The 11,933-nt window shown below is 36.9% G+C and carries 11 protein-coding genes and 1 pseudogene; 4 read left to right on the top strand and 8 right to left on the bottom strand.

The features are described from left to right. Positions 1–437 precede the first annotated feature (437 nt). Positions 438–1,646, top strand: a complete 1,209-nt coding sequence (locus BVE84_RS04545) for an ROK family protein (protein ID WP_076995878.1) — start codon at positions 438–440, stop codon at positions 1,644–1,646. A 533-nt stretch (positions 1,647–2,179) separates the two neighbouring features. Here the strand turns inward: BVE84_RS04545 and BVE84_RS04540 are convergent. The 3 genes from BVE84_RS04540 to BVE84_RS04530 all read right to left on the bottom strand — a co-directional run bounded on the left by BVE84_RS04540 (position 2,180) and on the right by BVE84_RS04530 (position 5,901). Beyond that, positions 2,180–2,941, bottom strand: coding sequence for an HAD family hydrolase (locus BVE84_RS04540; RefSeq protein ID WP_076995877.1), 762 nt, complete (start codon positions 2,939–2,941; stop codon positions 2,180–2,182). 158 nt (positions 2,942–3,099) lie between these two features. Continuing rightward, entirely contained in the window at positions 3,100–4,275 is a 1,176-nt protein-coding gene (locus BVE84_RS04535; RefSeq protein WP_076995876.1) for a low temperature requirement protein A, read from the bottom strand. 474 nt (positions 4,276–4,749) lie between these two features. Continuing rightward, positions 4,750–5,901, bottom strand: a complete 1,152-nt coding sequence (locus tag BVE84_RS04530) for an iron-containing alcohol dehydrogenase (protein WP_076995875.1) — start codon at positions 5,899–5,901, stop codon at positions 4,750–4,752. A gap of 113 nt (positions 5,902–6,014) precedes the next feature. On the opposite strand from BVE84_RS04530, the pseudogene BVE84_RS04520 reads away from it, so the two are divergent. The 3 genes and pseudogenes from BVE84_RS04520 to BVE84_RS10950 all read left to right on the top strand — a co-directional run. Next, a pseudogene (locus BVE84_RS04520) lies at positions 6,015–6,810 on the top strand (IS630 family transposase); the annotation flags it as partial. A gap of 7 nt (positions 6,811–6,817) precedes the next feature. Next, positions 6,818–7,324: a MurR/RpiR family transcriptional regulator gene (locus BVE84_RS04515; protein WP_076995872.1), complete on the top strand. Its 507-nt coding sequence runs from the start codon at positions 6,818–6,820 to the stop codon at positions 7,322–7,324. A 262-nt stretch (positions 7,325–7,586) separates the two neighbouring features. Beyond that, a complete protein-coding gene (locus BVE84_RS10950) occupies positions 7,587–7,757 on the top strand; it encodes a hypothetical protein (protein WP_167366958.1) in 171 nt (56 codons plus the stop codon). 151 nt (positions 7,758–7,908) lie between these two features. On the opposite strand, the gene BVE84_RS04510 is transcribed toward BVE84_RS10950, so the two are convergent. Genes BVE84_RS04510 through BVE84_RS04490 form a run of 5 tightly spaced genes read right to left on the bottom strand, consistent with a single transcriptional unit; the run spans position 7,909 to position 11,921 of the window. Further along, positions 7,909–9,021: a sensor histidine kinase gene (locus BVE84_RS04510; RefSeq protein ID WP_076995871.1), complete on the bottom strand. Its 1,113-nt coding sequence runs from the start codon at positions 9,019–9,021 to the stop codon at positions 7,909–7,911. Beyond that, positions 9,006–9,689 carry a response regulator transcription factor gene (locus BVE84_RS04505; RefSeq protein WP_076995870.1) on the bottom strand — a complete coding sequence of 228 codons (684 nt, stop codon included), beginning with the start codon at positions 9,687–9,689 and terminating at the stop codon, positions 9,006–9,008. Before BVE84_RS04505 ends, BVE84_RS04510 begins: the two co-directional genes overlap by 16 nt. Positions 9,690–9,719: 30 nt before the next feature. After that, entirely contained in the window at positions 9,720–10,427 is a 708-nt protein-coding gene (locus BVE84_RS04500) for a hypothetical protein (protein ID WP_076995869.1), read from the bottom strand. Continuing rightward, a complete protein-coding gene (locus tag BVE84_RS04495; protein ID WP_076995868.1) occupies positions 10,424–11,215 on the bottom strand; it encodes a hypothetical protein in 792 nt (263 codons plus the stop codon). The genes BVE84_RS04500 and BVE84_RS04495 overlap by 4 nt, the downstream gene beginning before the upstream one ends. Further along, entirely contained in the window at positions 11,205–11,921 is a 717-nt protein-coding gene (locus BVE84_RS04490) for an ABC transporter ATP-binding protein (RefSeq protein ID WP_076995867.1), read from the bottom strand. The genes BVE84_RS04495 and BVE84_RS04490 overlap by 11 nt, the downstream gene beginning before the upstream one ends. Between the last annotated feature and the right edge of the window lie 12 nt (positions 11,922–11,933).

Raw genomic sequence — 11,933 nt, 5'->3', positions numbered from 1 at the left:
ACGGGCATTAGTCAAGTAATTATAGCACTAACCTGAACGAAGTTCAGCGAACGTCTTTAGACGTCGCTGGAGAGAAACGGCTTACAGCCGGTGTACAAGCCACCCGTTTTCACGGGTGGTTATGACTTATAAAAACATAATACCATGAAAACGGTTTATTGTCTAGTTTTTATTTAAAAAAATAAACTAAAATTAAAAAAATATCTTGGAGGAACTCTCTATCGAAATGCTTTCTGCAGGTTGACACTAGATGTTGCCAACTTTTTACAAGAAATCCTTTCCTACTTGGGCATTTTTACCCCATCTATGATACAATAATAGAAACAGTCAAGAGAAAGAATTTATCCCCACTTTTCGGAAGCGCTATAAGTATCTCTCTTATGTCTTTATAGTCTTTTTCTATCCCTGCCTAGTTAGTGCATACAAAGGAGGAAATCATGCAGGTTTCTACAAAAAACTCTGAAAATATTCTTCAACATATTGCCCGAGTCATGGAATTTATCTATCGCAATAGAATTGTATCTCGTGCCAAAATCGCAACAGAGTTGAAACTAGCCCCCGCGACAGTGACCCATATTGTCACAGACCTTATCCGTCAACAAAAGATTTTTGAAACAGGGCATGAGATTAGAGAGCGCAAGGGGTCGGGGCGTAGCCGTAAAGTCCTTAGTATCAATGAGAACCGCTCCTATTTAATCGGTATTGAATTCACAGTAAAAGGTATCGCCGTCGTAACTACCAATACAGTAGGTAAGATATTAGCCACAAACTATATCAAAATGGGAGACTACTCTCTGGAAAATATCAACCATGTGATTATCTCCCTGATCGAAGAAATGCTATTACAGTATGAGGAGCTCCATTGCTCAGGGGTGGGAATTTCCATCCCTGGTCATTTCGATACTCTTCAGCAATCTATTGTTTCTAACAATCAAAATTGGAACCATTTTAATTTAAATGAAATAAAGAAAAAAATCCAGCTCCCTATTGTTATAGAAAATAATGTCGAATGTATGGCGTTAGCAGAATACCTCTTTGATTCTGAAGAATCACCCGATCAATTTTTATTTCTCCATATTGGACCAGGTATCTTTGCCTCCTTTTTTCATCACCAACGCATTGCGGTAAAAAAGAACCACTACATTGGTGAACTAGGACATACAATCGTCGATATTCAAGGGCAACCTTGTGAATGTGGCAAACGCGGTTGCCTACAAACCTATATTTCTGACACCTGGCTCATCGAAAATGCAAAACTCCTTTTTACATACTCTAGCAATACAGTTTTAAAGAGTTTAGTAAATTCCCCAGAGGAAATAGATTTGAGCATTGTTATCCATGCTTACCAACTTGGTGATTCTTTCATCATGGATAAAATCGAAGCGGGCCTGCAATTTTTAGCCATGTCTATCTCGAATACCCTCATCCTGTACGATGCCCATAAGATATTCATCAACAGTGAATTACTCAACCAGCTAGATTTGAAAGATAAATTGATTGAGCGCATCAACAGGCAACTTCATTTTATTCCCACTAAAAACAATCTTGATGTTGAAGTTCTAGACTTTACCCCTTATCGCGGTGCCAGAGGCGCCTGTGCTCTTGCTGCCTACCATACAATCGTCCATACAGCTGACGAAAGATAGTTTCAACTTTCTACACTGATAATCTTTGAAAAATAAAACCTCTCTAGGGTCAATCAAGACATGGAGAGGTTCAGTATGAATAAGTATAGACTCCTTGTAAACATACGAATGATTAGATGTAGACATTCCGTCCATACTTAATATCTTTTGCAATTTCCTTTAAGTTGTGCAGACGAAAGCAAATATCTTTAGGATTTGGTCACCCATTTTTGAGATTCAGTCTCACAAATCCCGTTCTAGACTGCTTGTCTAGAATACCACTAGAGCGGGAAATTTCGGTAAAGAGAGCTCCCTCGTTCGCTACTTATACTCAATAAAAATCAGAAGTAGACTAGGAAACGAAGGCGAAGGTAGAACTAGCGTTCACCGAGACAAGTTGACAACGTATCCTTTTGATTTTTAAAGAGTATTATACTCAACTAGAACGCTACTTCAATAGCTTCCTAGTTTACTTATGAAGCATTGTAGGTACGTTATCTGTTGAAAACCACGAACGGAACAGGTATGAATGAACCTGTTCCGCTCGTGGTTTTTCATTGGTTTCTATAGAGAAGCTCGGAGATGTCTTTAATGACCGTAAAATGCCAGCCCTTATTTCGATAAGTATCTATCTCCTCTTGAGGATAGAAAAATGTATTCAATAAGACCGCATCAATCCCCCTTTCATGGGCAATGGCGATGTCAGTTGTCAAGTCATTACCAACCATGACCGTTTCCTCAGGCAACAGACCATTTTCTTCCATGACGAGATCTAAAAAGGCAGGTTCTGGTTTTTTCATCTGAACATCCGAAGAAATATAGATTTTTTCCATGAGGCTAGCACAGCCTGTCGCCTCAATTTCTGGCTGAGTAAATGCGCGTTGGGCATTGGAGAGGATAAATAAACGAGCCTTCTCTTCTTTCAAGGTCTGTAACGTCGTCAAGGTATTGGCGTAAGCCTCCAGTTTTTCACGGGAAAGCAGGCGGAACATGGTAGCTACTAACTGTCCAAAGGTTACTAAATCATTGGGAGTATTTTCACTTTGAATCTTATGAGGAGCAGCCGTCAGAAGGCGGATAAAAATAGCTTCCAAGTCAACCTCAACATGATGAGTATCCACCGTCTGTGCAAGCGTCTCTTCTGCTTCCTTAACAAAGCGATGAAAGACTTTCTTCAGCTGACGTGGTCGATAAGAGCAACCAAAAGCATTGTAGAGCTGGGTTAGCTGATTCCAGACCTCCCACTTATGCTCATCCGTCCGAATATCAACCAGAGTCCCGTAGAAATCAAAAATATAGTTTTTGTAGTTTTTCATAAAATTCCATCCATTCCAATGGTACATTTTCTGTTGCCCTAACACCTATTTGGATAGGTTAAGGCAGGTTTGATGAAGTTGAGTGCCTTTCTAGCCCCTCCCTACTTCTAGGAGTATTTAGCCTTGCTCTTTTGACTGTTCTAGGGTATAAACATCCCCTAGGAAAAATCACGTTTATTTACAGCTGGATCCGGATGAGGGATGTTATTGCGCTCTCGTATCCGCCGTCTAACAATCATATTGTAACGACTAATCAACCAGAAAAAGAGGATTAGTAATAGGGATAAGGCCAGAATCCGACTACCAATAAGAAGGGCGAGCAAGATAAAACTAATCATACCTAGTGTTAAAACAGCATATTGTCTTTTTCCTATCCTATAAAGTTTTTGGTTATAAACGGTGGTCATAATAGTACCGATATAAAAGAGAACTACTCCTGCCAAGAAGAAATACAGACCTGTATGAGAGTGGTGAGAATCAGCTAAAAATTCTACACCAACCGTAAAGGAATTGATGCCCAAAAAAATCAAGGTGTGGGCATAAAATAGCAGGGCGACATCAGCTTGTTGGTGATGGTCAATAGAGAGAAAGGTCTGCCCCATATAAAACATAAACATCAGTGCCATACCAAGGAAAATGAGGGCTCCTTGATACCAATTATCCGTAATTGGATAGGTACTGATAATCGCAATCACTGATTCCCCAAACGTTAAAATCGTCATCAGTTGAGACCGTTCAACAGCATGGGGAAAGTTCGTTCGGATTTCTTGATCCTTATAGAAAATCGGAGTAACAATTCGAGGTAACAGGATTGGCAATGAGTAAATGACCAAGGCCCAGTGATTGATTCCCCAAATACCTAGAGCATAGGGGAGGAGGGACAGACTGTAGACTCCCAAAAGGATTACATTTATTTTTATATCATGATTAAAACCTATGTAGCGTCCTTTTAGTATATACTGCACTATGATGACTAGGTAAGAGGCGATTAGCAGGCTGTTAAAGACCATTACATTGGGACTACCTGCTACAAGGCTAGTAGCTACTGAACTATAATTAAAATTCAAGGCCAGATTTCCTAGGAAAAACATGAGAGCAATCACTGTAAAAATATCTATCCGCCTAGAATCACCGTATTTTTCATAGTAAAAGACTTCATTGACCCAGACTACGGATAGAATAAGATTGGATAGGACAAAAGTAATCACCTCTTCCCAACCAATCTGATCGACATGAATAGCAGACGTCAACTGTCCAATGGCTAGCACTAAGGCTAAATCAAAAAAGAGTTCATAATTAGACACGCGCTTGGCACGAACAAGTTTATCAGACATAAGATTCCTTTCAAAAAATTTTTTCCTTGCTATTATAACAAAAATAAGCCTTCTTTTGAACACCTATTCCTCTTCTCTAGTCGTATCTTTCTCCGCTAATCATCGTATCATTTCTCACGATATTCCTGCCTTGAATAATTCGCGCTCATCTAGCTTCTCCTTTATCGTTTTTCGTACTCAGAATAGTACAATATAAGTAAGGTAGAAAAAAAGGAGTTCCACTAAGTAAACGACTGAGCTTTATCTGGTAACCAAGTAAGGAAATGACCTTCTATAATCGTTTAGTCTATCTTTTATTACTTCGACGATTGTGAAAACCCCATTTTACCAGTAAAAAAACTACCTGCCATCCTAGTTTAAGTAACCTGGTGTAGGTAGTCTGATTCATTTAAATATCGTCCAATACTCTTTAAAAATCAACAGGGTTCTCTCTTCGTTTCCTAGTCTACTGTTGGTTTTTATTGAGTATAAGGATTAAAACAACTCTTTATAGAAGCTGATCGTTTCTTCTAATGTTGGCATGAATGGATTGCCTGGTGCACAGGCATCTATCAAGGCGTTCTTAGATAGGTATTCAAAGTCAAAGTCTTCTTCTTTGATGTCCAGCTCTGTCAATTTTTTCGGAATGCCAACCTTGGCTGATAATTCTTCGATTTGGGCGATGGCATAGTCAGCGCACTCTTCATCTGACTTGCCTGCAATGTCCAAGCCCAAGGCTTTTGCAACATCACGGAAGGCTGCTGGTACACGTTTGGCATTTTCCCGTTCAATAATTGGTAAAATCATAGCGCAGCAAACACCATGTGGCAGGTTATAAACGGCACCTAGCTGGTGGGCCATGGAATGCACATATCCCAAACCTGCATTGTTAAAACTCATACCGCCAAGGAAGATAGCATGCACCATGGCTTCACGCGCTTCGATATCCTGACCATTCTCAACAGCACGAGGTAGGTATTCCTTAATCAGTTCAATGGCACCCATAGACAGTTTCTTAGTCACTCCATAAGCGCCTGGTGTCACCAAGGCCTCAATGGCATGAGTCAAGGCATCCATACCCGTTGCTGCAGTCAAGGCTGCTGGTTTGGATAACATGAGTTCCGGATCATTGACTGACATAAGGGCCAAACTGTTTTTATCCACCATGACCATTTTGACTTTCCGTTCTTCATCGGTAATGACATAGTTAATAGTGATTTCTGCTGATGTGCCAGCCGTTGTATTGATGGCTACTACAGGCAGACCTTTTTTCTCTGACTTATGAAGACCTTCGTAGTCCTGTGGTTTACCTCCGTTTATTGCCATAATGGAAATACAGCTCGCCGCATCCTGAGGAGAACCACCACCAACTGAGATAATAAAATCACAGTTATTTTCCTGCAAAATAGCTAACCCGTCATAAACATTTTTACAAGTAGGGTTTGGATCAACTTGACTGAAAACCACAAATTCGATTCCCGCTTCATCAAGCGGCTTAGTTACTCTTGGCAAAATATCACTGGTACGAATGAAGTCATCCGTTACAAGCAGCGCCTTCTTATAGCCCAAGTCCTTCACATAAGCGCCGATTTCCTTAACACAACCACGACCAATCAAGTTGACCGCTGGGACATAAAATGTTGCCATAAACAACCTCCTTGTAAAACGATTATTCATAATATTATTATATTATTATATTCATTTTACCATTTTCCAAGTTGAATAACAATAGACAAAACGATATTTTGTGTATCTCTTAACAAAGAAGGATGGAAAATAGCTTCCTCCCCTTCGCCTTGAATGGAGAATTTGTGACTGTCTCTACTCTCTTTGAGGCTTATCAAGAAAAAGTTGGTCGTAAAACGACTCGAGAAGGATTTTATGCCCTACTAAAACGCCATGGTTGGCGAAAGGTTAGTCCTCGTCCTCAACATCCTAAAAAAGCAGACGCAAAAACCATTTTAGCGTCTAAAAATAAAATCTTTATTCAAGGAGAAAGCGAGTAAGCGCTTCATCAATGGAAAATCCTACCAAAATATCCGCCTTATGTATCAAGATGAGGCGGGTTTTGGTCTTATCAGTAAACTAGGTACCTGCTGGTCCCCGAAAGGTCATAGGCCCAGCGTACCGAGCCATCATATTCGAGAATATCGCTATTGTTATAGGGCTGTAGATGCTCATACAGGCGACTCATTTTTCATCATAGCAAGCTGGTGTAATAGCGACTGGATGAATGAGTTTCTAGGCCAGCTATCATCCGCTTACCCAGATGACTACATCATTTTAGTCATGGATAATGCCGTCTGGCATAAATCTCAGACATTGACTATTCCTGAGAATATAGAGTTTACCTTCATCCCACCTTATACACCTGAAATGAATCCAATTGAACAAGTCTGGGCTGAGATCCGTAAACGCGGGTTTAAGAATAAGATATTTAGAACATTAAATGAGGTCATTGATAAACTTCAGGAAGTTATTCAAAACTTGTCTACTTCTCAACTAAAATCAATTGTACACAGAGAATGGGCAACCGCTATTTTTGATTTAAAATGAGTATAAAATGGATTCTGATGCTCTTAATTTGGCTACTGAAATCATAAAAAAAGCCAAGAGAATCGTCCTCTTTGGCTTAAGTCCTAATGAATATCTGGCTTACCTTTTTAAGCGAAAAATGCTAACAATTGGAAAAGTAATCGAGGTCAGTCACCCTGGAGAATTTGGTTTGACAAGCTCTTCGCTCCAAGAAAACGATATTGCCATCATCATTTCTTATTCTGGAAACTCACTAAGTATCGAAAGTCTCCGCTACCTTCCCGTCCTAAAAGATAACAAAGTAAATATTATTGCCTTGACTAGTGAAAATGGGGAATTGTTACAAAAATACGCTGATATAAGTTTTATACTATGTACTAGAGAAGATAAGTTTAAGAAAATCGGAAATTTTTCAACAGAGGAATCCATATTGTTTATCCTTAACACCATTTACGCAGCCTATTTTAAGAAAGATTTTTTCTCAAATTATGTAAAAAAAGTTAGTTTAGCTAGCAAATTGGAAGAAGGACGCTAATGTTTTATTCCTACCACAGACCTTAGTCCGAACTTGATTACTCTCGTGATTTACGCATATAGCATATGAGGTTACGACGTTCTAGTTTCCCGCCCCTCATCCGCTACATATACCTTATATTATCACGTTTCTGTTCGTAGTACTACGATTTCGCTATCCCTTCCTCTGACGTCCTTAGTGTCTTGCGTCAGACTTAAAACAATCTATTCCCAGACTGTTTTAATCCGCTACCTCACGGTCATCACAGGCTTGGAAGTCGCTATTGGGTTCACCGGTAGCAGGTGTCCACAGAGGACTTACACCTCAGATGTACGGCATGCCCGTCGTACTTAAAAAATCCCACCCCAAATTTGGGGTGGGATATTTGGCAGGAAACCAAATCAATTTATCAGTTTCTATCAATCGCTTATCGCTCTCAGAGACTGGTAAATAGGGATTCCGCAATCTAATACTCTTATTTAATTTTAATAGCACCCTATCTAATATATTTAAATGTGAATAAATCAGGTATGAGTGCTAATTGTTGAGATTTTGAAATAATTTTTATCAATATACTTACTTTCTGAACTTCATAGTATTCAAAATTATGATATCCAAGCCCAGGTATAGTCACTATTTTTTATCGGAATGATTAATTTAACCATAGCCCCATTTTCCTTATTTTGCAGTTGTATATCACCAGAATGAAGGCTCATTACTTGTTTTACAAATGCCAAACCTATTCCAAAATGTTCAAACTGTGAATTTCTACTACTATCTTCTCGATAAAATAATTTTCCAAAATTTTCTAAAACATCGTCCGAAAACTTGGAACCATTATTCCAAATACTTAAGGAAATACTACTATCTTCTAACTCCAAGATAACTCTGATTTTCTTTTTAACATCATCTGCATAAGCTATTGCATTATTGACAATATTTGATACTGAACGGATAATTAAATCTAAATCTAATTCAATATTACAGTCTCGCCCTATCTTAGTATCATATTTGTAATCTATGTTATCTCCAATAAGGTATGCACACTCTTGTTCCAGTATTTTTGATAAATTACTGATACTATACTGATGAAAGGAGATCTGATTAGAGTAAAAAGTTTTAGAGTAATTAATCAACTGATTAAAATAGTTATCTAATTGGTTGCTTGCTCTCTCAATGTCCCTAAGACACTGGACATCAATACCCGATAAAGGTGCAAATTGTAACAATTCCGAGTTTCCTTTGATAACAGTCAAAGGTGTTTTTAAGTCATGTGCCATCGCTGAAACTTTAAAGAGAATATCCTCCTTTTGGTCTTTCTCTACCTGAATCATATTTTTTATTCTTTGCTGCATTAGTTCAATATGTTTGTTAGTTTCTATGAATTCGAGAATGGTTAATTTAGATGATGTGTCTACAGAGGTCAGCCACATACTACCATGATAGACAATCTCCATTTCTTGCTTTACTCGTTTCAACAAGGCCTTAATATTAACAGAAACTATAATAATCAAAGATATACAAATATAAACCCATGAAAAAACATTAAAGAATATTCCTAACAGATCACTAGCGATTGACTGAGTTTCTGAATGAATGTCAAGAGAAATAGTCGATATGGGGAAAATATATGCTACAATCACACTCAAACAAAATTGTTTAACAATCGTCCACTGCGTTTTTTTTACTAAAGTCTTAAAATCTAGTTTTCGTTCCAACTATATCCACCTCCCCACTGTGTCTTGATTGGATTAATTGAAAAGGGTTTTAATTTTAACCGAATTTGATAAATATACTCAGCAATAGAACGAAATTGTGCATCTGATTCCGACGGGTATATTCTCTCATAGAGTTCCTCTACGGAATATACTCTCTTCGGGTTGCTTGCTAAAGTATACAAAATTGTAAATTCTCGCTTTGTCAATGATATGATCTCTTCTTCAATCAAGATTTCTTGCTTACTAGCATTAATTATCATTTTCTTTGTGCATATCTCTTTATTATTTTTACGATTTCTCTCCTCCCTTTGGATATGCATTCTAACGCGAGCAACTAATTCTGTAATACTAAATGGTTTTTTTATATAATCGTCCGCACCAGCCTTTACCCCGCTAGCCAAATCACTATCCAATTGCTTGGCTGTTACAAAAATTATCGGTACATCGATTTGTTCTCGAATGGATTTACAAATTTCTAACCCATCAATAGACATCATAATATCTAATAAAATTAAATCAAAGCCAATAAACGAACAAATATCTATGTTGCCTACTTCTTTCCTTGTCGTCACTTCAAACTCTGAGCGTTCTAAAGAATTCTTTATCAAACGAAGAATACTTTCATCGTCATCAATTGCTAATATTTGATATATTTTTTTTTCTTTCATAATTAAATAATATCACAAAATACAAAATTTTTATCGTACTATTCTCTTCCTAAACAGCAAAATAGAGAAAAATAACAGCAGAGTCCCCCATAAAAATTGAATTGCAATACCTATTGTAGAAGGTATATAAGGTTGATTTTCAGTCATAAAAAATGAATTCATGGTAGAGATAATCGGGAAGTAGAGAAAGGCATCGCTGAATTGCAGAAGCATTTGGCCTAACCCCAACAAGAAAGACAAGGATATCCCCATTGGAACAACTATACTCCTTGTTATAAGAACTAAACTAAAACATATTACTATTAAACCAATTGATACCAACATTATTCTTATTGCAAAGGTATAAATAAATACGGGAATTAATAGACTATAAAACATATATACCACAAAAATAGTACAGAAGGTAACTAGACTCCAAACTAATACAGATATTGATAATATAACTATTAATTTTGTAAAAAAGAATTTCCATCGTATTGGGTTAGCTAATAAACTGCTTCTTAAAGTTGAATCGTTAAATTCTTGCCCTATAAATAGTATTGTAATAATAATAATCCCAGCTTGTCCAAGATAGAAGCTTTCTAAGATTTGCGTTAAAACATAATCCTCGGTTATATAACTTGGAGTTTCATGTAAAAAAATAACAAATAAAGGTACTAAAATTATAGTTGCTAGTACAGTCAACAATAGCCATTTATTATAAATGAACTTTAAATACTCACTTCTAAAAGAATTCATCTAACATTACCTACATCTTCCTTCAAAAATTTGTAATATGCAAAGCTACTAATTACTAGTACCCAAATACTCAGAAATAAAACACTGCGTCCTGGTGTTGTGATTTTCAAAGGAGACGTTGCAATTAAATCTTGCCCTAAAGATACTGGTAAATACTTGGCAAACTGAATTCTGTCAGCAAGAAAACTACCTAAATTATAGACTTGTGGTAGTAAGAATAATAATGATCCAAGTGAGGATTTAAAATAAAAAGCAATTGAATAGGATAATACCGTTAGTAGCGACCACGACAATGATCCCAATAATATAAAGTACCACACATTATTACTTAGTATCAGGGGGTTCAACCCCTCTCTTCCTAAACCAAACTGTGCACTTGCAATAGATAAATAGATTGAGACAAATGACACAACAAAAATAAATACACTTGTAACAATAAATTTTATTACAAAGAATACAGCCTTATTTGAACATAATAGCAAGCTGGTACGTAAAGAATTATTTTTATATTCCATACTTCCAAGAATTGCTCCTAAAATTATCATAGCAAACAAGCCCAATAGTATTGCATCAAAACCAATATACTCAACTGGAGGTATTGGTTCTGCTAAACTACTATTTGTTTCAGGTGTTGCATTCAATCCAACTGTTAAAATTTGTTTAGAACTGATATAAGACAATAACGGCTGAAGAATAAAAACAATTGGTAAAACTATTTGGGTTGATCTGCTATAAAAAATTTTATATAACTCTGATAAAGTATTATGGCTTTTTATACTACTCATCATAGTCACCTCCCGTTAAATGAAAGAAAACATCTTCTAGATTATCAAATCCATTCATTATATTATGAAGTGTACCCGAAGCTATGATACTTCCTTTATTAATAAAAACAACCTTATCAGTTACCGCCTCTACTTCTGAAAGTATATGTGAAGATAACAATACTGTCTTACCAGTACTTGCTTGTTCCCTAATAAAATTTCTAAACCATCTAATTCCACTAGGATCTAGACCATTTGTAGGTTCATCTAAAATCAGGTACTGAGGATTTCCCAACAGCGCTGTTGCAATACCTAACCTCTGCCCCTCTCCTAATGAAAGGTTTCCTATTTTTGAATATCTTTTATGTTCAATATCAGTAATGGATAATACCTCTGATATTCTGGAAAAATCTATTCCATTACTAGCAGCAGCAATTTTCAAATGTTGAAAAACTGTTCGATCACTGGGAGCCCCTACACCATCAAAAGAAGCTCCTACAGTTAAAAGAGGACGTTCAACATCACAATATTTCTTACCTCCTATTAAAGCAGTGCCTGAAGATGGCCTATCCAGACCCAAAAGTATTCGTAGTGTCGAACTTTTTCCGGCACCATTCGGTCCCAAAAAGGCAGTAACTTCCCCCTCTTCAGCTGTAAAGGATACCTTCTTTAATATATCTCCATCTTTATAAGTTTTTGTAACATCTCTTATTTCAATCTTATTTGTCATAATACGATACTC

Source organism: Streptococcus azizii (assembly GCF_001984715.1).
Lineage (GTDB): Bacteria > Bacillota > Bacilli > Lactobacillales > Streptococcaceae > Streptococcus > Streptococcus azizii.
Note: the sequence above shows the minus strand (reverse complement) of the source record. Positions and strands in the feature narration are given on the sequence as shown.

Coding starts and splice junctions, on each gene's coding strand:
- BVE84_RS04490 (WP_076995867.1), bottom strand. CDS start 11,921: ATGACAAATAAGATTGAAATAAGAGATGTTACAAAAACTTATAAAGAT.
- BVE84_RS04495 (WP_076995868.1), bottom strand. CDS start 11,215: ATGATGAGTAGTATAAAAAGCCATAATACTTTATCAGAGTTATATAAA.
- BVE84_RS04505 (WP_076995870.1), bottom strand. CDS start 9,689: ATGAAAGAAAAAAAAATATATCAAATATTAGCAATTGATGACGATGAA.
- BVE84_RS04535 (WP_076995876.1), bottom strand. CDS start 4,275: ATGTCTGATAAACTTGTTCGTGCCAAGCGCGTGTCTAATTATGAACTC.
- BVE84_RS04515 (WP_076995872.1), top strand. CDS start 6,818: ATGGATTCTGATGCTCTTAATTTGGCTACTGAAATCATAAAAAAAGCC.
- BVE84_RS04500 (WP_076995869.1), bottom strand. CDS start 10,427: ATGAATTCTTTTAGAAGTGAGTATTTAAAGTTCATTTATAATAAATGG.
- BVE84_RS04530 (WP_076995875.1), bottom strand. CDS start 5,901: ATGGCAACATTTTATGTCCCAGCGGTCAACTTGATTGGTCGTGGTTGT.
- BVE84_RS04540 (WP_076995877.1), bottom strand. CDS start 2,941: ATGAAAAACTACAAAAACTATATTTTTGATTTCTACGGGACTCTGGTT.
- BVE84_RS04545 (WP_076995878.1), top strand. CDS start 438: ATGCAGGTTTCTACAAAAAACTCTGAAAATATTCTTCAACATATTGCC.